Origin of the sequence: Lactiplantibacillus garii, from assembly GCF_003885105.1 — a bacterium.
GTDB lineage: Bacteria > Bacillota > Bacilli > Lactobacillales > Lactobacillaceae > Lactiplantibacillus > Lactiplantibacillus garii.
Genome location: NZ_QWZQ01000011.1, coordinates 45097 through 68434, shown reverse-complemented (window position 1 = coordinate 68434; position 23338 = coordinate 45097). Strand labels below are relative to the sequence as shown.

The 23338-nt window shown below is 49.3% G+C and carries 21 protein-coding genes and 1 riboswitch; of the genes, 17 read left to right on the top strand and 4 right to left on the bottom strand.

The window, feature by feature from the left end; translation table 11 throughout:
- The first annotated feature begins 196 nt into the window (after positions 1-196).
- Both D1831_RS04835 and D1831_RS04830 read left to right on the top strand, forming a co-directional pair.
- On the top strand, positions 197-592 hold the full coding sequence (locus tag D1831_RS04835; protein WP_125071795.1) for a MarR family winged helix-turn-helix transcriptional regulator: 396 nt from the start codon (positions 197-199) through the stop codon (positions 590-592).
- Between the two features lie 139 nt (positions 593-731).
- On the top strand, positions 732-1301 hold the full coding sequence (locus tag D1831_RS04830; protein ID WP_125071794.1) for a tyrosine-type recombinase/integrase: 570 nt from the start codon (positions 732-734) through the stop codon (positions 1299-1301).
- Between the two features lie 75 nt (positions 1302-1376).
- Here the strand turns inward: D1831_RS04830 and D1831_RS04825 are convergent, their stop codons facing one another.
- The 3 genes from D1831_RS04825 to D1831_RS04815 all read right to left on the bottom strand — a co-directional run bounded on the left by D1831_RS04825 (position 1377) and on the right by D1831_RS04815 (position 4862).
- The gene (locus tag D1831_RS04825; RefSeq protein WP_125071793.1) at positions 1377-2426 is read right to left on the bottom strand and encodes a zinc-binding dehydrogenase; all 1050 of its coding nucleotides are present in this window, start codon (positions 2424-2426) and stop codon (positions 1377-1379) included.
- A 275-nt stretch (positions 2427-2701) separates the two neighbouring features.
- A complete protein-coding gene (locus tag D1831_RS04820; protein ID WP_125071792.1) occupies positions 2702-3562 on the bottom strand; it encodes a helix-turn-helix domain-containing protein in 861 nt (286 codons plus the stop codon).
- Positions 3563-3668: 106 nt separating this feature from the next.
- Complete coding sequence (locus D1831_RS04815; protein ID WP_125071791.1) at positions 3669-4862, bottom strand: O-antigen ligase family protein; 1194 nt, start codon at positions 4860-4862, stop codon at positions 3669-3671.
- Between the two features lie 249 nt (positions 4863-5111).
- On the opposite strand from D1831_RS04815, the gene D1831_RS04810 reads away from it, so the two are divergent.
- The 4 genes from D1831_RS04810 (at position 5112) to clpB (ending at position 10816) form a co-directional block, all read left to right on the top strand.
- Positions 5112-5819 (top strand): tRNA (adenine(22)-N(1))-methyltransferase, encoded by a 708-nt coding sequence (locus tag D1831_RS04810; RefSeq protein ID WP_125071790.1) that lies wholly within the window; start codon positions 5112-5114, stop codon positions 5817-5819.
- Entirely contained in the window at positions 5806-6831 is a 1026-nt protein-coding gene (locus D1831_RS04805) for a Nif3-like dinuclear metal center hexameric protein (RefSeq protein ID WP_125071789.1), read from the top strand. The genes D1831_RS04810 and D1831_RS04805 overlap by 14 nt, the downstream gene beginning before the upstream one ends.
- A 21-nt stretch (positions 6832-6852) precedes the next feature.
- On the top strand, positions 6853-8091 hold the full coding sequence (pepT, locus tag D1831_RS04800; protein WP_125071788.1) for a peptidase T: 1239 nt from the start codon (positions 6853-6855) through the stop codon (positions 8089-8091).
- A gap of 115 nt (positions 8092-8206) precedes the next feature.
- Positions 8207-10816: an ATP-dependent chaperone ClpB gene (clpB, locus tag D1831_RS04795; protein WP_125071787.1), complete on the top strand. Its 2610-nt coding sequence runs from the start codon at positions 8207-8209 to the stop codon at positions 10814-10816.
- Positions 10817-10884: 68 nt separating this feature from the next.
- Here the strand turns inward: clpB and D1831_RS04790 are convergent, their stop codons facing one another.
- Positions 10885-11085: a YjzD family protein gene (locus tag D1831_RS04790; protein WP_125071786.1), complete on the bottom strand. Its 201-nt coding sequence runs from the start codon at positions 11083-11085 to the stop codon at positions 10885-10887.
- 135 nt (positions 11086-11220) lie between these two features.
- Here D1831_RS04790 and dnaE point away from each other — a divergent pair, with 135 nt between their 5' ends.
- The 11 genes from dnaE (at position 11221) to D1831_RS04735 (ending at position 23234) form a co-directional block, all read left to right on the top strand.
- Positions 11221-14571, top strand: a complete 3351-nt coding sequence (gene dnaE, locus D1831_RS04785) for a DNA polymerase III subunit alpha (protein WP_125071785.1) — start codon at positions 11221-11223, stop codon at positions 14569-14571.
- A gap of 113 nt (positions 14572-14684) precedes the next feature.
- Complete coding sequence (gene pfkA, locus D1831_RS04780; RefSeq protein ID WP_125071784.1) at positions 14685-15647, top strand: 6-phosphofructokinase; 963 nt, start codon at positions 14685-14687, stop codon at positions 15645-15647.
- An 86-nt stretch (positions 15648-15733) separates the two neighbouring features.
- Positions 15734-17494 carry a pyruvate kinase gene (gene pyk, locus D1831_RS04775; RefSeq protein WP_125071783.1) on the top strand — a complete coding sequence of 587 codons (1761 nt, stop codon included), beginning with the start codon at positions 15734-15736 and terminating at the stop codon, positions 17492-17494.
- A 151-nt stretch (positions 17495-17645) separates the two neighbouring features.
- Positions 17646-18104 (top strand): DUF441 domain-containing protein, encoded by a 459-nt coding sequence (locus tag D1831_RS04770; protein ID WP_125071782.1) that lies wholly within the window; start codon positions 17646-17648, stop codon positions 18102-18104.
- An 18-nt stretch (positions 18105-18122) separates the two neighbouring features.
- Positions 18123-19010: a CvfB family protein gene (locus D1831_RS04765; RefSeq protein WP_125071781.1), complete on the top strand. Its 888-nt coding sequence runs from the start codon at positions 18123-18125 to the stop codon at positions 19008-19010.
- Between the two features lie 7 nt (positions 19011-19017).
- Positions 19018-19908, top strand: coding sequence for a site-specific tyrosine recombinase XerD (gene xerD / locus D1831_RS04760; protein WP_125071798.1), 891 nt, complete (start codon positions 19018-19020; stop codon positions 19906-19908).
- 14 nt (positions 19909-19922) lie between these two features.
- Complete coding sequence (locus D1831_RS04755) at positions 19923-20306, top strand: N-acetyltransferase (RefSeq protein WP_125071780.1); 384 nt, start codon at positions 19923-19925, stop codon at positions 20304-20306.
- Positions 20272-21039: a segregation and condensation protein A gene (locus D1831_RS04750; RefSeq protein WP_125071779.1), complete on the top strand. Its 768-nt coding sequence runs from the start codon at positions 20272-20274 to the stop codon at positions 21037-21039. Before D1831_RS04755 ends, D1831_RS04750 begins: the two co-directional genes overlap by 35 nt.
- Positions 21026-21634 (top strand): SMC-Scp complex subunit ScpB, encoded by a 609-nt coding sequence (gene scpB, locus D1831_RS04745; protein ID WP_125071778.1) that lies wholly within the window; start codon positions 21026-21028, stop codon positions 21632-21634. Before D1831_RS04750 ends, scpB begins: the two co-directional genes overlap by 14 nt.
- On the top strand, positions 21634-22350 hold the full coding sequence (locus tag D1831_RS04740; RefSeq protein WP_125071777.1) for a pseudouridine synthase: 717 nt from the start codon (positions 21634-21636) through the stop codon (positions 22348-22350). The genes scpB and D1831_RS04740 overlap by 1 nt, the downstream gene beginning before the upstream one ends.
- Before the next feature lie 55 nt (positions 22351-22405).
- Positions 22406-22527: riboswitch (FMN riboswitch) on the top strand.
- A gap of 122 nt (positions 22528-22649) precedes the next feature.
- On the top strand, positions 22650-23234 hold the full coding sequence (locus D1831_RS04735) for an ECF transporter S component (protein ID WP_125071776.1): 585 nt from the start codon (positions 22650-22652) through the stop codon (positions 23232-23234).
- Positions 23235-23338 lie beyond the last annotated feature (104 nt).

The window sequence follows — 23338 nt, the reverse complement described above, 5'->3', positions numbered from 1 at the left end:
AAATAATAGTGCGAAAGCCTCCCCGATATCATTGGATTGAACATAATAATTAATATAACCTGCCGTTAGCAACACCGCGCTAAAGGCCGTTACATCAGTCGTTTGCTCGCATAATTTTTTTGAAAATCGTGCGAAAGTTGACGACTATTTTTTATGGACGTTGGTTTGAGCAAAGAAACGGGAGGTTGTTACGATTATGGGAAAATCTTTTGACTATATTTTAGATATTATGCGCCTTGAGCGGTCGTTAAAACGGTTAACGGCCAGCTGGTCGGCACAGACTGGGCTGAGTTTAAACGAGTTACGAATTTTACTATACGTTTCACAAGCTGCGAACCAACCAATTACTAAAGTTTCAACGGAACTGGGAATTTCGAAGGGGTCGTTGGCTCAGTCAATTGGTGCGTTGACGCAGGACGGGTTGCTTCAAAGCGAACCAATCTTACCTGATCGCCGTTTAAGAAGTTTAACACTGACGGAAGCGGGCGAAAAACAAGTTCTGACGGTACAACAAGCCCTGGTTGGGACGCTAGGAACCCCAACGGCAAAAGTATTTACGGACCAGTTAAGTGCCCTTGATAACGATTTATAAACCATTAGCCGGCACGGATTAAAACGTGCCGGCTAATTATTGGTAAAAAATAAACTATGGTTGTGAACAATTATAACGAGTAAGATTAGATTGACGACTAATAAAACGCTTGATTTGATTGTTGAGGTAAAGAGAATAAATGCACTATAATGTAGAACCACTGCGAACCCGTGCAGAAATTGATGATTTTTTATGGGCCGTTTTACAAACTCACCACGGACAGCGGAATCGGATGATCGTTCTTGTGGGAATTAATACGGGATTACGGATGAGCGATATTTTGAAATTAACGGTCGGTCAGGTGCGCAATCAAGACCGGGTCATGATCATTGAGCAAAAAACGGGTAAGAAGCGCTGGTTATTCTTAAAAAACTTACGGGCCGAACTATTACGATACACCCGCTACCGGGATGCTAACGAGCCGCTATTTCCCAGTGGTCGGGGGAAGGCCGCCATTACCGTTAACGGTGTTTACCGGGTATTTCAAACGGCCGGTCGGTTTTTAGACCGCAATGACATTGGCACCCACACCCTAAGAAAGACGTTTGGGTACCACTACTACCAGCAGACCCACGACATTGCGGGACTGATGATGATTTTTAACCATTCCAGTGAACAGGTGACTAAACGCTACATTGGAATTGAGCGCGATAACATTGAACGGCAATTGAATGACTTTGTACTTGGAATTTATCCTAACGAAGCTTAATCGATGTGCATTAGTAAGATCTCCCAGTGAAGATTCACGCGAATCTCCACTGAGAGATCTTTTGTCTGGCGAGCGTTACTGGCTAACAATGACCATTGATTTGATGGCCTGGCGCTGTGCCATGGCTTGGTAAGCTGCGTCGATTTGATCAAGGGTGAAGGTCTTCGTAAAGACCTTACCGGGGTTGATTTGACCATCTAAAACGGCCTTTAATAGGAGTTGCTTATCATAAGTGGTCACGGAAGCCGGCCCCCCGGCTAAGGTAATGTTTTTTTCAAACGGAGCGGCTAAGTCCGTTTTGGCCGTGTGGGGTAGGCCCACGCGACCGACCACGGCACCGGGACGGGCTACGGCTAAGGCCGTATTGACGGATAGTTCGGTACCCACGCATTCCAAAACGGCGTCGGCCCCGGCGTTATTGGTGAGGGCTAAGATCTTTTGAACACCGTCGGCCCCCCGCGTTGCCACGTTATCCGTGGCACCAAATGCTTGGGCCAACGCTTTACGGTCGGCGTGGCGACTCGTTGAGATGATGCGTTTAGCGCCCCGCATTTTGGCGGCAATGATCGCGCATAATCCCACGGCGCCGTCACCCATAACGACAACGGTATCACCGGCCTTTACGTTGGCGACTTTAGCGGCGTGGTAGCCGGTGGCCATCACGTCGGCTAAGGTCAGTAACGATTTCAGCATCCCTTCGCCGTAGTCGCTCGGCTGACCGGGAACTTTCACGAGGGCCCACTGACCGTGCTGAAAACGGACGTATTCGGCCTGGTTGCCGTTACTAAAGTTGTCGGCGTGCGGGTGATCAAGGCAGCCCCCGTCAAACCCCGCCAAACAGGTCGCACAGTGGCCGCAGCCGTGGGTGAACGGCGCAATCACGAAGTCCCCGGGTTGAACGGTGGTGATGGCGGCCCCCACTGCGTCCACGATCCCAATTGCTTCGTGACCGGAGTTTTCAGAATGGGGTGCTTTGTCTTCAAAACCCCGGTAAGTCCACAGGTCCGACCCACAGACGCAGGCCCGCACGACTTTGATGATGACGTCGTCGTCCGCTTGAACGGTTGGTTTAGTCACGTTCTCAATTTGCATTTGGCCGGCTTTTTCAAATACGGCAGTCTTCAAAATAAATTCCTTCTTTCAGTTTTCGTTGGCCTTAGTATAACCCGAAAAAAACCGCGTGGATAACGATAACCCGTAAATTTAAAAAGAGCGGCGCACCGGTTATAAGTAGGTAAAGAAAACCGTTCTGCCGAGGTACCATGTAAACGCGTTTTTTGGTGACAACGTTAACACTAACGGCTAACGTTGGTTAAGTTGGCGTACGGGATCGGGATTATGAGAAACAAGGCCGAAAAAACGAGCACCCGACTTTGGGCGCTCGTTTTGGAAGGTAAGTCTTAATCGTTTGAAAAGTAACTAATGACGTCTAAACTCGTGTAGCTGACGGGAAAGGCACTCTGTTGACGAGCTTGTTCCTGCCGTTTCGTAATCCCGTTGTTGGTCAACGATTCCGGACTTTCTGCGAGAATGAAGTTAAAAATATGGAACGTATCGGGAATCCCCCACGGGACCGCGATGACTTGCGGATCCCCTAAAAATTTAGGGAAATCGTGGTACAGCGCGGCCAAAAAGGTCATGGCGAGCGGTTCCAATAGCCGGTGAAGCTTTTCGTACTGAGTACGGGCAATTAGGTTGCCGACTTGCAAGTACCGCTCCAGTTCAACGTCCGTGGGTTTGTCACTCAGCGGCATTCCCTCGGGTTCAAACCACGCCTGTTGTTCCGGGTGTTGTGCCAGTAAATTAAGCAGGTGGCGTTTGGTAGGGGTCATGAGCGGAGTCGGCTGGAGATCGTTGAGTCGTTCGGCAATCCCGTCCGCTTCTAACTCAACGTCGTAAGCGTCGTTAATGGTGAAGGTGAACAGGGGCCCCGACTGGTGATAGTGGCCGGTTAGGGGCAGGTCGGTCACGATGCTTTGATCATTATCAATAAAGTGCAAGGTCCCGTTAAAGTTTTTGGTGGTTTCGTCCACGTTCGTCAGGCTCACCTCGAGATCAAGGTCGGGAGTGACTAGGAACAGGTCGTTTAACTCGACGTCCAGTGTGCGGGTGATCGTGTTTAGGTCGTCAAACGTGATACTTTTGGCCTGACCCGTAATTAACGGTTTGAGTGTGTTTAGATTTATACCAGTCATACTGGCAAATTCATCGTGAGCAATCGTGCGGTCTTCCAGAATCGTGTTGAGTTGTGACTGAATCATAGTGAGCACTCCTTTGCGGTAACTTTAATGGTGGTGGTCGGCTTAGCGGCCCCTACATTAACTAGTTACGCGAACGGAGCGGGGTTCATTTTTTTACGGAACGATTTTATTGCGGGGTGGCCAGTTGATGACTAGTTTGTCGTTCCCGGTGCCAGTAGGCAATCAATAGTAGGATAATAATGAGTACTTGTAGGGAAGATAGGACAAAGTCGGTTAGACCGTACGCAAAAATAATGGGTAGGGTCATGATGAAATAGCGGAGGTTGGGTTGACGGTAGATCCGCCAGTACTTCGTCAGGGTCCAGCCACTATTAACGACTAAGGCTAAAAAGCCGATACCGCCCAAAATTCCGAAAGAAGCCAGCAGCATGAGTAAAATGTCGTGTGCGTGGGGGACGTAGGTGCCCGTTAAATTAAGGTAGCGTTTGGCAAAGCCGAAGTAGGTCACCCCGAGTAAGGGGGCCTGTTTGAATAAATCAAAACTGTTGTGCCAAATGGTCAGCCGGGTTTGTAACGACGCCGCGAACGAATGGCTGCGCGGAAAGAAGGCCCAGGTTAACCATAAGCCGCTCGCAAGGACCCCACTCAGCCAAATTCGGTGACGCTGAAGCAATTGGTAGGCCGTAATGATCAAAATGACGATCATAATGGCTAATCCCGTTCGCGACTTAGTTTGGTAGATGCCCAGACAAAGGATGGCCACGCAACTGCCACTACGTAACGCGGCAGCCTGGTTCAGGGGGGTTCCCTGAACGTGGTGAACGGTCAACTGTGTCAGCAAGAGCCCGAGGGCGATCAACAATAAACAACAGGCGTCGTTCGGGTTATAGGCCGACCCGAATAGGCGGTTCTGATTAGCGGCGTAGCCCCACAAAAGGTCTCCCAGCATGAATTTGAGCCAGGTGGGCAGGGTGAGCCACTGGTTTAACCAGTGAAATAAATTGCCACTAATTGTAATATACAATCCAAATTGGATCATGAACTTTCTGAGGGCGTGTAAGGAAATCATTTGGGTCGTTTGACGGCATAGCAACCACAAATTGAGTAATACAAATAACATCAATAATGATAACCAAACACTCCGGTAGTCATGGTGGTTCAGGTTTAGCCCGGTGACGCCCATTAACAACAGAATGAAGGCTAACAGCGGGTCTCGACCGGCCGCCGCTGGCCGTTTGATCAGGTGTAACCATTGCCAGCGGCTGAGGTAAATTAGCCACGCAATGCCGACGGGCGGTAAGATGGCGAGTAATTTGAGCCCACTCAGCAATCGGGGTGCGGATAAATCACGATTATGCATAACATCAAGCTTTCTCTCATTAAAGTACGTTTTGTAGCTGCGGGACGTGCCGAATCACCACAGTCTAATTATTTCAGTATGATGAAAAATGGTTAAGAAAAAGGGCGGGTTAAGAAAAATTTAGCGTCCTTTAGATTAACTTAGGATGTTTGTGAACTTTTTCGTTACTGAAAGCCGTTTCGTGGGCTGGACATGTTAGAATGTGATTAGTTAAACTTCATTATTAAGATGAAAAAAGGGGTTATGTGTGTGGATGCTAAACAATTATCGCAACGGTTAGCCACGGTGGCGGCGTTTGTAAAAACGGGGGCTCGCGTGGCTGACATTGGGTCCGATCACGCGTACCTACCAGCTAATTTGGCATTGAACCAACGGATTAGTTGGGGGGTGGCCGGCGAAGTGGTCAAGGGGCCCTTTGAAAACGCGCGCCACGAGATCAATAAACTAGGCTTAAATGCCGTCCTGGAGGCCCGCTTAGCGGACGGATTAGCCGCGATTTTACCAGCGGATCGCATTGATACGGTCACGATTGCGGGCATGGGTGGGCCGTTGATTCGACACATTTTAGAAGCTGAGCCGCAGCGTTTAAACGGGGTGCAACGCCTCGTATTAGAACCCAACGTTGGCGAAGCCACGGTTCGCGCTTGGCTGGCGGCTAATCAGTTTCAAATTACCGCTGAACGGATTTTAGCGGAGGATGGTCATACGTACGAAGTGCTGTGTGCGGACCGGGTAACGCACGCGGTCCATTACTCAGAAGCGGAGTTATTATTCGGACCGTTCCTATTAAAGGAAAAATCTCCGGTGTTCATCGCCAAATGGCACCGTGAATTACAACGGTCAGAACGGGCCGTTGATCAGATGCAACGAGCTAAAGTGGTTCCCACGGCTCAGTTAGCCGCGGCGAACGCCAAAATTAATTTAATTAAGGGAGTCTTAGCGGATGTTGGCAAATGAGTTAATTAGTCGTTTTGAACGGTTTGCACCTTTGAAATTAAAGTGGGATCGTGATCCCAGCGGCCTGCAAATTGGGGATCCTAAACAGGCGATCCATAAGGTGTTGGTCACGTTAGATGTTCGACCCGAAGTCGTGCAAGAGGCCGTTAAAATTGGGGCGGACATGATTTTTGCGCACCACCCGGTCATGTTTCACCCGGCGAACAACCTTGATTATCAGGACCCGCAAAAAGCCATGTACGCCGACATTGCGGCACATCACATTCTCGTGTACGCGGCCCACACCAACCTGGACAGCGCGGATGGCGGCATGAACGACTGGTTAGCGGCCGAATTGGGATTGACCGGCGTAACCGGTTTAGTCGCTGGTTACGAAGAGGCGGCCGTTAAAATGACCGTGACCGTGCCGACCGCCCAAGTGGAAGCGGTCCAGGAATATTTAACCAAGACTTGGCACGCTAGTCTAAACCGGTACGCGTTTAATTCCGGCGAGCAGTTTACCGTTAACTTGATGGCTGATCAAGTTAAGCCTGCGGTTGCGGGCATCAACCGCTTCGTTTCCGGGGATGACTGGGACTACCAAGTGGAACCGTTATTAACTGGTGGTCACCAGTACAGCATGGGGCGGGTCGGTAATTTGCCGCAACCAATGACTGCGCTGGACTTTGCCAAACGTTGTAAGACCGTTTTTCACGTCGACGGGTTACGGCTCGTTTGTCAAGAACCGCAACAAGTGATCAAACGGGTCGCCGTACTAGGTGGCGACGGTGGCAAGTTTTACCCGGATGCGCTTCGAGCGGGAGCGCAAGCTTACGTGACGGGTGACGTATACTACCACACCGTGCACGACATGTTGGCTTCCGGACTCACGGTGGTTGATCCGGGCCACCACGTGGAAAGTATTTGCAAAGCACATTTAACCCAGCTCTTTAAACGGTGGCAGGCGGAAAATGACTGGCAAGTCGAGTTTGTAGCCTCCCAATTAAATACTGATCCGTTTACCTTTATTTAGCTTTGAAAGGAAGTTTGTAAGATGACAAAATATCCGCATTTGATTTCAGATTTTCTCAGTTTCGTTAAAATTAACAGCCGTTCCGACGAAAATTCCACGACGGTTCCGTCGTCACCCCGGGAAACGGCCTTTTTAAACCAATTAATGAAGAAGTTAGAAGCAGTCGGTTTAAGCGACGTAACGCAGGACCAGCAAAGTGCGTACGTATTTGCGACGCTGCCCGCCAATACGGATAAACCGGTCAAGACGCTGGGTTTTATTTCCCACATTGATACGGCGGACTTTAACGCCGAAAACGTTAACCCACAAATCGTGGAAAATTACGACGGCCATTCGGTGATTCCGCTCGGTGAAAGTGATTATCAGTTGGATCCCAAAGTTTTTCCTAATTTAAAAAATTACACGGGCCACACCTTGATCACCACCGACGGGAACACGTTATTAGGCTCTGATGATAAGTCTGGGGTGGCAGAAATTATTAGTGCGATGGAATATCTGCTAGCCCATCCTGAAATTAAACACGGTAAAATTCGGGTTGCATTTGGTCCCGATGAAGAAATCGGGACCGGGGCGGATCACTTTAACGTGCCCGCGTTTGCGGCCGATTACGCCTACACGGTTGACGGCGGTCCGTTAGGCCAACTGGAATACGAAACCTTTAACGCGGCGCAGGCCGAAGTCACCATCAAAGGAGTCAACGTGCACCCGGGTTCGGCTAAGGGCGTCATGGTCAACGCGTTACAACTGGCGGTTGAATTTCAAGATGGTTTGCCAGCCCACGACGTTCCGGAAAAAACGGCGGGGCGTGAAGGCTTCTTCCACCTACTCGCGTTAGATGGGACGGTTGACGGGGCCAAGTTGACCTACATCATTCGGGATCACGACCGGGCAAAGTTTGAAGCGCGCAAACGCTTGATCGTCGCGGATGCCGACCAAGTTAACTTAGCTCACGGTGGCCAGTACGTGCAGGTTGACGTGAAGGACCAGTATTACAATATGCGGGAAGTCATTGAAAAGGACATGGGCGTCGTTGAACTGGCCAAGCAGGCCATGTTAAAACTTGATATTAAACCGTTGATCTTCCCCGTCCGCGGGGGCACCGACGGCTCAAAGATCTCGTTTATGGGCTTACCGACGCCCAACCTGTTTGCCGGCGGCGAGAACATGCACGGACGCTTTGAATACGTTTCGGAACAAGTTATGGCCCAGGCCGTGGACGTTGTGTTGCAAATTGTAACGGACAATTATAATCAAAACTAAATTCTTGACCTTCTTTGACCATCCGTTATATAATTCAATAGTCAATAAAGGTCAAATAAAATTGGCAGCTGGATAGCTGCCTTTTTGCTAACCGAATTTGAGGAGGTTACGATTTATGAATCCAGAACAATTAACCGAAAGTTTACAGCAAGCCATAGCGCAGGCCCAACAAATTGCCCAGACGCGGCGCCACCAAGAGATTGGGGTCCCGCACCTGTTTAAATTTTTAACGCAACCGGGGGAACTCGTCCGGCAGATCTTCAGCGAAGCTGGTGCCGACCTCGATAAATTACAAGTTGAATTGGACCGCGAACTGGACGATATTAGCGTGGTTAGCGGCGAAAACGTACAGTATGGTCAGAGTTTTAGTAGTAGTTTAGCGAACCTGATGCAAACGGCCGACGTTAAGCGGAAAGAACTGGGAGACGACTTCTTAGCTACCGATACGGTCGCCTTGGCACTGATGGACCAAACGGGTGACCAGCTGACTAAGTATTTAACGCAATCGGGGATCACGGCCGGCCAAGTAAAAAACGCGGTTGACCGAATTCGCGGGGGGCAGCGGGTCACGTCTCGAAACCAGGAAGACCAGTACCAAGCCTTAGAAAAGTACGGGGTCGACCTCGTTAAGCAAGCCCGCAAAGGTAATCAAGATCCGGTTATTGGGCGTGACGAGGAAATTTTGGACGTCATTCGAATTTTGTCCCGTAAGACGAAGAACAACCCGGTTCTGATTGGTGAACCCGGGGTTGGGAAAACGGCGATTGTTGAAGGCCTAGCCCAGCGAATCGTTCGCGGTGACGTGCCCGAAAACTTAAAGGACAAGACGCTCTTTTCACTAGACATGGGGTCGTTAATTGCCGGGGCCAAGTACCGTGGCGAGTTTGAGGAGCGGTTAAAAGCCGTTTTAAAGGAAATCAAAAAGAGCGATGGGCAGATCATTATGTTCATCGATGAAATTCACAACATCGTAGGTGCCGGTAAAACGGAAGGTAGCATGGACGCCGGTAACTTACTGAAACCCATGCTGGCCCGTGGGGAACTCCACTTGATCGGGGCAACGACCCTGGACGAATACCGCCAGTATTTGGAAAAGGATAAGGCCCTTGAACGCCGGTTCCAAAAAGTACTAGTTGCCGAACCGTCCGTTGAAGACACCATCAGTATTTTGCGGGGTCTAAAGGAACGGTTTGAAATTCACCACGGCGTGCGGATTCACGATAACGCCTTAGTAGCGGCGGCTAAATTATCCGACCGGTACATTACCGACCACTTTTTACCCGACAAAGCGTTGGATTTAATTGATGAAGCGTCCGCCGAAATCCGGGTCGAAATGAATTCTAACCCGACGGAACTGGATCAGGTGAACCGGCAGCTGATGCGTTTGGAAGTGGAAGAAGCCGCGTTGAAGAAGGAAACCGACGACGCGTCGGTGAAACGATTGGCCGATTTACAAAAAGAATTGGCCAGTGCCAAGGAAAAGCAGCGGGCGCTAGCGGAACGTTGGGATAGTGAAAAAAAGAGCCTAAAGGCGTTAAGTGATAAAAAATCGGCGTTGGATAAGGCAAAACACGATCTCGAGACGGCCGAAAATCAATACGACCTTGAAGCTGCCGCTAAATTGCAACACGGCACGATTCCGAAGTTAGAAGCCGAATTAAAGGACATGGAAGCCAACGACCACCACGCCGACTGGCTCGTACAGGAATCGGTCACGCCGGATCAAGTTGCGAACGTGGTTTCACGCATGACGGGGATCCCGGTTCATAAGCTGGTAGCGGGTGAACGGGAAAAGCTGTTACACTTAGCCGACCACTTGCACGAACGGGTCGTGGGTCAGGATACGGCGGTCAACGCCGTGGCCGACGCAGTTTTACGGTCCCGTGCGGGGTTGCAAGACCCGAACCGGCCACTGGGTTCGTTCATGTTTCTAGGGCCGACCGGGGTCGGGAAGACCGAATTGGCGAAGGCGTTAGCCGAGGACCTGTTCGACGCGGATGATCACATGGTTCGAATTGATATGAGTGAGTACATGGAAAAGGAATCCGTTTCCCGCTTAGTGGGGGCGGCTCCGGGATACGTTGGTTACGAAGAGGGGGGCCAGTTGACCGAAGCGGTCCGCCGCAACCCGTATTCAATCGTGTTGTTTGATGAAATTGAAAAGGCCCATCCGGACGTCTTTAACATTCTGCTTCAAGTTTTAGACGACGGCCGTTTAACCGATGGTCAGGGGCGGACGGTTGATTTTAAGAACACCATCTTGATCATGACGTCCAACTTGGGTTCACAACAGTTGTTAGCCGGAGTGGACGAACACGGTCAACTGTCGGCCGCAACCCATGATCAAGTCATGCAGTTAGTTCAAAGCCGCTTTAAACCGGAGTTTTTGAACCGTATTGACGACATTATTATGTTCACGCCGTTACAATTAGACGCCATTGAACAAATTGTGGTCAAGTTGATCGACCGCTTGTCTAGTCGGTTACAGGACCGTGAAATCACGTTAAAGATCTCGGATCCCGCTAAAAAATGGATCGCACAGCAGGGTTACGAGCCGGCGTACGGCGCGCGGCCGTTACGGCGGTTTATTACCAACCACGTTGAAACGCCGCTGGCGAAGGAAATTATTGCTGGCCGGGTCGCACCAAAGACGACCGTTGAAATCAATTTAATGGATGATCACTTGGTTTTTGAAAATCAACCGAGTGCTTCGACCCCCGAATAAGGGTGCGGTTATCAATAGAAAAATCCGCGGTAATCAAATGCTTGATTACCGCGGATTTTTATTTTAGATTACTTTTTTTCAGAACCTTTAACGGGTAGGGAATGGTTAGTAATTAGGGTGATTCCGTTGACCACGATCAGCGCAAAGACGGCTGAAATGATCCCGATTTCACCGGGGTTCCAAGATAAGGTTTCGAGGGCACCACCGATGTAACCGATCACTTCCCCGAACAAAACCGCCCAAACGATAATTGTAAGTTGTTTCATCATCTTCCGACACCTCCCAATGAAAGTTATTTTAGCACAACCACTTTGAAAATCCAATCAGGTTATCACTGCCGTAAAGAACAACTGTTTGGTATAATGGGAGTAACTTTAAATCATGATGGAAAGGAGTCGGTAGCAATGCAGTACGTTCCCTTACAAGTGCTCAGCACGTTCAGTTTGTTACAAAGTACGAGTACGATTAACGAACTCGTTCAAACTGCTAAGCAGCAGGGTTACCCGGCCCTGGCACTGACGGACGTGGACGTCATGTACGGTATCGTGGATTTTTATAACGCTTGTCGGCAAGCCGAAATCACCCCGATTTTAGGAATTACCCTGAACTTAGTCGGGAGTCAGTTGACCGACCAAACGTTTAGCCTGGTCGTGTTAGCTAAGGACTGGGATGGTTATCAAACACTGATGCGCCTTTCGACGATGAAACAAACGGCACCAACGGATCAGCCGCTCACGCTGACGGCGGTGTTACCACATTTACACCATTTGATCGTTTTAACGCCGGCTAAGGACAGTGAATTGACGGCCCTACTTATGCAAGACGCTGGTTCGCAAGTGACGAACTGGGTACAGCAGTTGCAAGCCCAAGTTGATCCGAACAGCCTATATTTAGGGGTGTCGTTAGACCAGGCACCGGCCATGCGGAGTACGGTCGTTACTTTTGCTGACCAGGTGGGGTTGCCCATCGTGGCCCTTGACCCGGTGGATTACGTGCAGCCGACCGACTACTTTGCCGTATCGGTCCTGCGGGCAATTGAACGTGGCCAGCAGATCGAGCACCCGGAACAATTACGGGGGCTGGCCGGGGCGCACTACTTAAAACCGGCGGCAACGGTCATCCAAGATTATCAAAACGTTGATTTAACGGCGGCGGTGGCTGCGACCGGGAAAATCGCGTCGGCGTGTCACGTGGAGCTAGTCTTTCAGCAACCCCAGTTACCAAAGTACCCGACACCACAGCAACAACCGGCAAACCAATATTTACGGGAGCTGTGTACGGCTGGCTTACAGGAACGGTTGGCGGCGATGGCTCCCGGAACCGACGCCCAACCGTACCAACAACGGCTGGAGCGGGAGCTGAAAGTCATCGACCAAATGGGTTTTGACGACTACTTTCTCATCGTGTGGGACGTGATGAACTTTGCCCACCAGGCCGACATTATGACGGGGCCGGGGCGGGGGTCCGCAGCCGGGTCGCTGGTTGCGTACGTTTTAAAAATCACTGACGTGGACCCGCTCAAGTACCACTTATTATTTGAACGGTTTTTGAATGCCAAGCGGGCGAACATGCCCGATATTGACTTGGATATTCCGGATAACCGGCGGGAACAAGTTTTGGCGTACGTACACGATAAGTACGGTCATGACCGGGTCGCCCAGATCATCACGTTCGGAACGCTCGCTGCAAAACAGGCTTTACGCGACGTCGGCCGGGTCTTTGGTTTATCGACCTTTGAAATGAGTGACTGGAGTGCGGCGATTCCTAACCAACTGCACATTACGCTAAAACAAGCGTACGCTGGTTCGCAGCGGCTCCAAAACATGGTCGCAGATTCGAGTAAGAACCGGTTGTTATTTGAAACCGCCCAACGGTTAGAGGGCTTGCCGCGCCACTATTCGACTCACGCGGCCGGCGTGGTGTTGAGTCAGCAACCATTGATCACGATTGTCCCCTTGCAAGCGGGTAGTGAAACGATGATGATGACCCAATACACCAAGGACACCGTCGAAGCGGTCGGGTTACTTAAAATGGACTTTTTAGGGCTGCGGAACCTGTCTTTGATGGCGAGTGCTTTACACTACGTTCAGCGCCAAACGGGTCAGCCGTTTGCAATTACCAAGATCGACCTCAACGATCCGGAAACGTTAAAACTGTTTCAGGCGGGGGATACGACCGGGGTCTTCCAGTTTGAATCGGCGGGCATCCGGAACGTTTTGCGGAAGTTACACCCCGATAATTTTGAACTGGTAGCCGCGGTCAACGCCCTGTACCGGCCGGGTCCCATGGAAAATATTGACCACTTTATTGCGCGTAAACGGGGTCAGGAACCCGTGAACTATCCCGCACCGGAGCTGGCCCCGATTTTGGGTCCAACGTACGGCATCTTAGTTTATCAGGAACAAGTCATGCAAGTTGCCGCCGTAATGGGGGGCTTCAGTTTAGGTGAAGCCGATTTACTGCGGCGGGCCATGAGTAAGAAGAAACGGGCCGTCATCGATGAAATGCGGCAAAAGTTTATTGCCGGTGCCGAAGCAAACGGCTTTGCGCCGGACGTTGCGGTCCAGGTTTATCAATATATCGAACAATTCGCAAATTATGGATTTAATCGCTCACATGCGGTAGCTTATAGTAAGATGGCGTTTGAACTGGCCTACCTGAAAGTCCATTTTCCGGGTGCCTTTTTTACGTCGTTAATGAATTCCGTGTTGGGTAACGGAACGAAACTAAAGCAGTACTTAGCGGAAGCCAAGCAACACCACGTGGCAATCGTCGCACCGGATATCAACCGCAGTGGGCAGTTCTTTGACTGGAACGGGCAGCAGCTGATTTTTGGGTTAAGTTCAATCAAGGGGTTACGTCGTGACTTCATTCAAAGCGTCATCAGCGAGCGCCAAGCTAACGGACCGTTCAAAAACTTGCAGCAGTTCATGCAGCGCGTTGACCCGAAGTGGTTAAAGGACGATTTAATGACGGCTTTGATTTACGCCGGGGCGTTTGACCACTTTGGCTTGAACCGGGCCGAGCTGTTGACGAGCGTGCCGGAATTGATGTCCAGCGCGGAACTCGCGGGTAACAGCATGAGTTTGTTCGCATCGTTAGCACCGAAGATCAAGAAGCAGCCCGAATTGCCACTAGCAGAACGGCTGGCTAAGGAAGCCGAGTACTTGGGGACGTACGTTTCGGGTCACCCGGTCGAAACCTACCAGTGGTTGGCTCAGCAACAGCGAACGCGTTTGATCAGTACGCTCACTAATGAGCAGCGGGTCAAATTGTTAGTCTATATCACTAAGGTACGGACGATTCGGACCAAGCGTGGTCAGCCCATGGCCTTTGCGACCGGGAGTGACCTCTCGGGCGAAATCGACCTGACAATTTTTCCGACTACTTACCAACGGCTGCAAGCACAACTACAACCGGAAAGTATCGTTTTGATCACGGGAAAGGTCGAACAGCAGCGGGGCTTACAAGTTATTGTGGATAATTGGCAACTTGCGGATCAGTTTCCTAAACCGGCCGGTCAACTCTTTTTGCGGTTACAGCCAGAACAGGCGGGTGCGGAAATTCAAAGAAAGATTTTAGCGCTTCTGCGCCGTTACCCGGGGCCTAACCCGGTTTTGATCTATTCCGCCAGCGCCCACCGGACAGTTGAACTAAATTCACAGTATTGGGTCGCTGAAAATGATGATTTGTTTGGAGCGCTTACAACGTTATTAGGTCGCGATAATGTGGTGATGAAGAACGTAACCCCTTGATGTGACGGCGTTTTCACCATGATTTAATTTGCGAAAATAACAGACAACCAGATTTAAAAGTGTTAGAATCACTTATGGAGTTACGAACTCAATTTATTGCCTGAGGTGAAAAAATGAAACGCATTGGTATTTTAACCAGTGGCGGCGACGCTCCTGGTATGAATGCGGCCGTTCGTGCCGTTGCTCGCAAAGCAATGGCCGAAGGGTTAGAAGCATACGGCATCAATTACGGCTTTGCCGGGTTGGTTGCTGGTGACATTCATAAAATCGAAGCAGCAGACGTTGACGGTGTGGTCAACCAAGGTGGTACCTTGTTATATTCCGCACGTTATCCTGAGTTTGCTCATGAAGAAGGTCAATTAAAGGGAATCGAACAACTGAAACGTTTCGGTATCGATGCCCTGGTCGTTATTGGTGGCGACGGTTCTTATCACGGGGCCTTACGTTTAACTGAACACGGCTACAACACGATTGGGCTTCCCGGAACAATTGATAATGATATTCCATTTACTGATTTCACGATTGGTTTTGATACGGCGGTTAATACCGACGTAGAAGCCCTTGACCGCATTTATGATACGGCGCACAGTCATGACCGGACTTTCGTTGTGGAAGTTATGGGTCGTGGTGCCGGCGACGTTGCCATGTGGGCCGGTGTTTCTGCCGGGGCCGACGCAATTGTGATTCCTGAATTGGAATGGGACATGGAAACCATTGCTAACAAGATCAAGCATAACCGTGCCAACGGACACCGTTGCAACATCGTTGTCTTGGCTGAAGGTGTGATGGGCGCTGATGAATTCGTTGAAAAGTTATCACAATACGGTGACTTTGACGCACGTGCCAACACCATTGGTCATATGCAACGTGGTGGCCGACCAACGGCTAAAGACCGGGTCTTAGCAAGTAAAATGGGGGCTTACGCCATTGAACTCTTACTTAGCGGTAAGGGTGGCTTAGCCGTTGGGATTCAAAACAACCAATTGGTTACCCATAACATGTTAGATCTATTCGATTCCAAACATAAGGCGGAATTATCGCTCAGCAAGTTGAATGAAGAAATTTCATTTCACTAAAAACGGTAACCACTTTATAACTAAACTTTGATAAAAATGACGTTAATGTCTTTTTATAAAAAACTTTCAAGGGAGAGATTTTTCTTATGAAGAAAACCAAGATTGTTTCAACACTTGGTCCTGCCAGCACCGATACTGACACTATTGTTAAATTAATCGAAGCCGGCGCAAATATTTTCCGTTTCAACTTTTCACATGGTGACCATGCGGAACACTTGGACCGTTTAAACAAGGTTCACGAAGCAGAAAAGATTACGGGTAAGACTGTTGGTATCATGCTTGATACCAAGGGTGCTGAAATTCGGACGACCGTTCAAAAGGACGGAAAGTCTGAATACAAGATCGGTGATAAGGTACGTATTTCCATGGACGATTCTTTGGAATCAACTCATGACAAAATTGCTGTTACCTACGATGGCCTTTATGACGATGTTCATGTTGGCGGTCATGTCCTCTTCGATGATGGTTTATTAGACATGAAGATCGACGAAAAGGACGATGCTAACCGTGAATTGGTTACCACCGTTCAAAACGCCGGTGTTTTAGGCTCACGTAAGGGTACTAACGCTCCTGGCGTTTCTATCAACTTACCTGGGATTACTGAAAAGGACTCAAGCGATATTCGCTTTGGTTTGGATCACGAAATTAACTACATTGCTGCTTCATTCGTTCGTAAGCCACAAGATGTCTTAGACATTCGTGAATTACTCGAAGAAAAGCACATGGAACACGTTCAAATCTTCCCTAAGATCGAATCTCAAGAAGGTATCGACAACGCCGATGAAATCTTGAAGGTTTGTGACGGTTTGATGGTTGCTCGTGGTGACATGGGTGTTGAAATTCCAGCTGAAAATGTGCCGTTGGTACAAAAGAGCTTGATCAAGAAGTGTAACGCTTTAGGGATGCCCGTTATCACGGCCACTCAAATGTTAGACTCCATGCAAGAAAACCCACGTCCTACGCGTGCCGAAGCATCTGACGTTGCCAACGCCGTCTTTGATGGTACTGACGCAACGATGCTTTCTGGTGAAAGTGCAAACGGTCTTTACCCAGTTGAATCAGTTGCCATGATGGCTAAGATCGACGAAAAGGCTGAAAACACGTTAGCCGAAAACGGTAACTTACAATTAAACCGTTTCGACAAGACTAGTGTTACTGAAACCATTGGTATCGCCATTGCGCGGGCTGCTAAGAACTTAAACATCAAGACGATCGTTGCTGCGACTGAATCTGGCTACACGGCTAAGATGATTTCGAAGTACCGTCCAAATGCTGATATCTTAGCAATTACCTTTGACGAACGGACTCAACGTGGTTTAATGGTTAACTGGGGTGTTCAACCAATCGTGGCTGACAAACCAGAAACCACTGATGACATGTTTGACTTAGCTGCTTCGAAGGCCGTTGAACTTGGCTTTGCCAAGGAAGGTGACCTGATCTTGATTACTGCCGGTGTGCCAGTTGGTGAACGCGGGACGACTAACATCATGAAGATCCAATTAATTGGTTCTAAGTTAGCTGATGGTCAAGGTGTTGGTGATGAAACGGTTATCGGTAAAGCCGTAATCGCTACGTCAGCACAAGAAGCTATTGACAAGGCTGTTGAAGGCGGCATCTTAGTTACTAAGACGACCGACAAAGACTACTTACCAGCAATCGAAAAGTCTAGTGCTTTAGTTGTTGAAAATGGTGGTTTAACTTCACACGCTGCCGTTGTTGGTATCTCAATGGGTATTCCAGTTATCGTTGGTGTTAAGGATGCTACTACTGTGATTGCCGATGGTCAATTGATCACCGTTGATTCACGTCGTGGGATCGTTTATCGCGGTGCTTCCAACGCCCTTTAAGATCAAATTAAATTTGATTACGAAAAGTCGTCGCTTTGCGGCGGCTTTTTCGTTTACATAGGACTAAGTGCGACTTTTTCGGTAGGAATCACCGGGAATCCTCGTAATTTGGGGCGTTTTCAGTTACAATAAATATCACGTGAGGTGTCGTATGGAAAGTTGGTTGTTTTTATTAGCAATTCTACTCGTTGCGTGGCTGGGTAAAAATCAGTCGTTACAAATTGCAACGGTGGTCGTTTTGTTGATCAAGTTAATTCCAAATACCAATAAATTATTAACGACGATTGGTCAAAAGGGAATCAATTGGGGCGTCACGGTGATCACCGTTGCCATTTTGATTCCAATTGCGACTGGTCAAATTGGTTTTCGGGACTTACTACACGCGTTTAAATCGCCGGTCGGATGGATCGCGGTCGCTTGTGGGGTTCTGGTTTCAGTACTGTCTTTTCACGGGGTGGGCTTATTATCAGCCACGCCGGAAATTACGGTCGCCCTCGTTTTTGGAACCATTATGGGGGTTGTTTTGTTAAAAGGGATTGCCGCCGGTCCAATTATTGCGGCCGGAATTACTTATTGCATTATTCAAGTCCTACATCTCAGTATTTCGTAGGTTAAAGGAGCAAAATTGATGGATAGTATTATGGGAACGGTGGTTACGGCAAAGGTAACCGATGAAAATGATGACGCGTACTTTGTACAAGTTAACGGACAAACCCTGTGGGTCGATAAAGCGGAGCCCGAAAAGCCGCTGCACATTGGCGGCCTCTACGAAGGTTTTGTGTATGAAAATGAGGACCACCACTTACAAATGACCCGGCACGTCCCGGAGATTTCGTTTGACCACTTTGTGTGGGGAACGGTTGTCCGGACACGGCACGATTTGGGTGTGTTTGTTGACGTGGGCTTACCCAACAAGGACCTCGTAGTTTCACTTGACGAACTGCCAACGATCAGTCGGCTCTGGCCTAAAAAGGACGACCGGCTGTACGTTAAGTTAACGCGTGATAACAAGCAACGGTTATGGGGAACTTTAGCCGAAATGACGGATTTTCAGGCGTTGGCGAAGCCGTATGACCGGGAACAGGTTAAAAATCAAGATACTGAAGTCACCGTATTTCGGCTGAAAATGGCCGGTACGTCGGTGATTACCGATGACAATCACCTGGGATTTGTGCACCCGTCCGAGCGGGATCAAGAACCGCGGTTGGGTCAGCACCTCAAAGCCCGGGTCATTGGGCACTTACGGGACGGCGAATTGAACTTATCCTTGAAGCCCCGGGGTTACGAAGAAATTGGTGACGACGCACAGATGTTGTTGGCCGCACTCCAACATCAGGCGGACCACACCTTACCGTTTTGGGACAAGAGTGATCCGGAAGATATCCGGACGTACTTTGGCATTAGTAAGTCCCAGTTCAAACGGGCAATCGGTAACCTGCTGAAGCAGCGGTTGATCAGTCAGCAGCCCGGTGAAATCAAGCTGGTGGAACAAGCTGATGGACAAACCCAAGATTGAGCAACGAATGCAGGACCAGCTTGCTGATTACCTGCATTTTTTGCGTGTTGAGCGCGGCTTAGTGACGAATAGCATTAAAAGCTACTCGCAGGATCTAACGGAGTTTAGTCAGTACTTAATGACCCAAAAGATCACCGATTATAATCAGGTGGACCGCTACGTTTTGCTAAACTACCTGCAATTTTTGGACGAAACGGGTAAGTCACGTAACACGATTATTCATAGTGTCTCGAGTTTACGGAAGTTTTTTCAATACTTGGCCCAAATGCACCAGGTCGACAGTGACCCGATGATCAAAATTGACACCCCCAAACGGGCCCAACATTTGCCCCAAGTGCTATCGCCCCACGAGGTTGAACGGCTCTTAGCGGTGCCCAAGCTCGACACACCCCTGGGGCTGCGTGACCGGACACTACTAGAAGTGATGTACGCGACCGGATTACGGGTCAGCGAAACAATCAATTTAAAAATGGACGACTTACACTTGGACCTCGGCCTGATCCAAACGATTGGGAAGGGGGATAAGGAACGGATCATCCCCATTGGGGACGTTGCCATTGACTTTGTGGACCGCTACCTGAAGTCGGCCCGACCGAAGCTGGTCTCGCCCAAACGGCGCAACACCTACCTGTTTTTGAACAATCACGGTGGGCAGTTGACCCGACAAGGAGTGTGGAAGAATTTAAAAGCCGAGGTGCGCGCGGCGGGCATTGAAAAAAACGTGACCCCGCATACGTTGCGCCATTCGTTTGCCACCCACATTTTGGAAAACGGTGCGGATTTACGGGTGGTTCAGGAATTATTGGGGCACGCGGACATTTCGACGACCCAAATCTACACGCACATTACTAAAAAGCGCCTGGCGGAAGTTTACAATAAGTACCATCCGCGCGCTTAGTTAGGAGGCAGAGGTTGCTAGTTAAATACCGAAAAGATTACGAAAAGGTCGCGATGGGACTGCTTTCCTTCGTTCCCGATTTTAAAGACATCGCTCATTTGCAAACTGAAATGCGCTGGTACTTAGCTGCCGACGACCATCAATTGTTGCTATGGCGGCAAGCCGACGGTGATTTTAGTGGCATTATTGGAATCGAAATTGGTCCCGACTTTATTTTGGTCCACCACGACTCGTTATCACCGGAAGAGCGGACCGCGCAAAACCAGCAGCAGATGTTAGACGAATTAGCGGCACTGTACCCCCATAAGCGGGTCATGGGAACTTTAGAAATGGCGCCAATTATTGGCGAGTGGGAGCGAAATCGTGACAAACAATCAACAACAACCGATCACCATTAAAATTTCTGAATTTGAGGGTCCCCTCGACTTGTTATTACACCTAATTCGGCAAAACAAAATGGATATTTACGATATTCCAATCGCCGCCATTACCCAGCAATACTTGGATTACCTGCATTCTATGCGGGCTTTAAAATTAGACATTGCCGGGGACTACCTGGTAATGGCCGCCACTTTGATGACCATTAAAAGCCGCTACCTCTTGCCACAGCCGGAGCCGGTGGAAGACGAGGAAGAAGAAGCCGACGATCCGCGGGATTCGCTGGTAGCGGAATTATTGGCTTATAAGGTTTACCAGGAAGCAGCGGGGGAGCTGCGGGTCAAGGAACGGGCGCGGCACCAACACTTTACGCGTGAGGCAATGTTAGTGCCCAGCGACCTGGCCACCCCAAAGTTAACCGCAGGCATTACCGTGGCCGATCTACAGGCGGCGTTTCGCCAACTCGTCGCTAAACGGCGGCGGGCCCGGCCAGTGACGAAAACGGTGGTCGCCGAAAACGTCAATATTGACGTGCGTATGGACCAAATTAAGTCGCAATTGCGGGCCCACCACGCTAAAATGGTGTTTGCGGACCTGTTTACGCCGGAAGCGAGCGATGAAATGCTGGTCACGACCTTCATGGCCGTACTAGAATTAACCAAACAGGCCCAGATCAAACTGACCCAAAGTGATCAATTTGGACCGATTCATTTATCTTTAAGACGGGAAGATCAACAGCATGACGAACATTGAACAAATTGAAGGCCTGCTTTTTGTCGCCGGTGATGAGGGCATCAACGTGGCTGAAATCGAACACGCGACCGGTTTTGCTAAGCCGGCGATCACCACCATGCTAACCACGTTAGCCGCGAAGTACGAGCAGGATCCGGACAGCGCCTTAACGGTGTTATCAACGGAAAACACGTACCGCTTAGCCACGAAAGCGGCGGTTGCGCCGGTCATCAAACGTTACTTTGAAGCGCCGTTATCGACGAGTCTGTCACAGGCGTCGTTAGAAGTACTGGCAATTATTGCGTACCGGCAACCGTTGACCCGGATTGAGATCGACGAAATTCGCGGGGTTCAGAGCGGGTCGACGATTCAGAAGTTGGTTTTACGCCAACTCGTCACCGAGACCGGACGTTTGAGTGAACCCGGACGGCCCATTTTATACGGAACGACGGAGCTATTTTTAGACTATTTTGGTTTAAAGACGTTAGACGACTTGCCCGCAATCGACCTGGACGCGTTGAGCGACGCCGAACATCCGGCGCCCGAGACCGATTTGTTTTTAAACGCGTTTCAGGATAAATTGCAGGGCGAACATGAAGATCGAGAGGAAAACTAATGGCAGAACGTTTACAAAAAGTAATGGCGGAAGCGGGGGTCGCTTCCCGGCGCAAGTCGGAAGTCCTAATCACTTCCGGTCACGTTAAAGTTAACGGTCAAACCGTGACCCAACTAGGTGTCAAGGTTGAACCAAGCGACCACGTGGAAGTGGACGGCTTACCGTTAAACGCGGAAAAACTGGTTTATTATCTCTTTTATAAACCGCGGGGCGTGGTCACGACCGTCCACGACGAGAAGGGCCGTAAAACGGTCATGGACTTCTTTGAAGACGTCCCCGAGCGGATCTACCCGGTCGGCCGTTTAGACTATGATACGTCCGGACTACTGATCATGACCAACGACGGGGCGTTAGCCAACCGCCTGACCCACCCGAAGTTTGAAGTTAAAAAGACCTACTTAGCTAAGGTTGAAGGAGTCCCAACTAACGCCGACCTTAAAAAGTTACGTTTAGGGGTTGAGATCGACGGCCGGACGACCGCGCCCGCAAAATCCAACTTGTTGGATAGTGATCATAAAAAAAATAATGCTTTAGTACAGCTGACGATTCACGAGGGGCATAATCACCAAGTAAAGAAAATGCTGGCGGCCATTGGACACCCGGTAACCAAGCTAAAGCGGGAACGGTACGGGGTTTTAGATTTACAAAGTTTACAACCGGGCGAATACCGCAAACTTAAACCAATTGAAATTAGTAAGTTAAAGGGTGAAAGATAACGCTTGCATTTTGGGAGCGTTGTGTTTAAAATATAATTGTAAAAATAAATATTTGGTTCATCTTCAGGGCAGGGTGCAATTCCCGACCGGCGGTAAAAACCCGCGACCTATGCAGTGGCATAGTGATTTGGTGCAATTCCAAAGTCGACAGTAAAGTCTGGTATAAAGAAGATCGAGCTTATTTGCCATAAACTTGCAGATAAGACCGCCCGGATGACGTTTAACGGTTATTCGAGCGGCTTTTTTTACATAGTCATGACAAGGGGTTCAATTGAAGATGACCCATAGGAGGGTGCGTTATGGAACAAACAACGCTACGCCGACTAGTGGGCATTGCCTTACTCGGCGCGTGTGCATACATTTTGATGTTACTGGAGTTTCCGATTTTACCGGCGGCCAGCTGGATGAAGATTGATTTCTCCGACATTCCGATTTTGATTGGATTGATCCTTTACGGAGTCGGTGGTGCGTTTACCATCACGATTCTAAAACTGGTGATTCACTCCGCGACGATGGGGTTTGCCATCTATGACTTGATCGGTTCACTCGCTAGTTTCTTAGGTTCAGCTAGTTTGATTATCGTGTTTGCGTTAGTTTTACGTTATTTTAAAGGCAATGCGAAGTACCGGTTACCACTAGCAGTGGGGCTGGCAACGATTTTTCTGACCGTGGTCGAATCGGTCGCTAATTTAACGTTTGTACTCCCGTTTTACTTACAAGTCATGGGCTTCAATTTGAGCTTGTCATTAAATAGTTTCGTTCTGTTCGTGGTCGTGCCGTTCAACTTGATTAAGGGCGTCCTCGTAGGAACGGTATTCTGGCTAGTTTATCAACGCTTGGCAAAGTGGTTGGGCAACCATAACCAACTGGCGAGTCGGGTTTAACTAAAAAATTAACCGTTAGTGTCCACTTTTCACGCAATTGATTAGTGGGCACTCTTTTTGTTCAAACGGACGGTGCGTGCTATGCTAAATAGATTGAAAGGAGG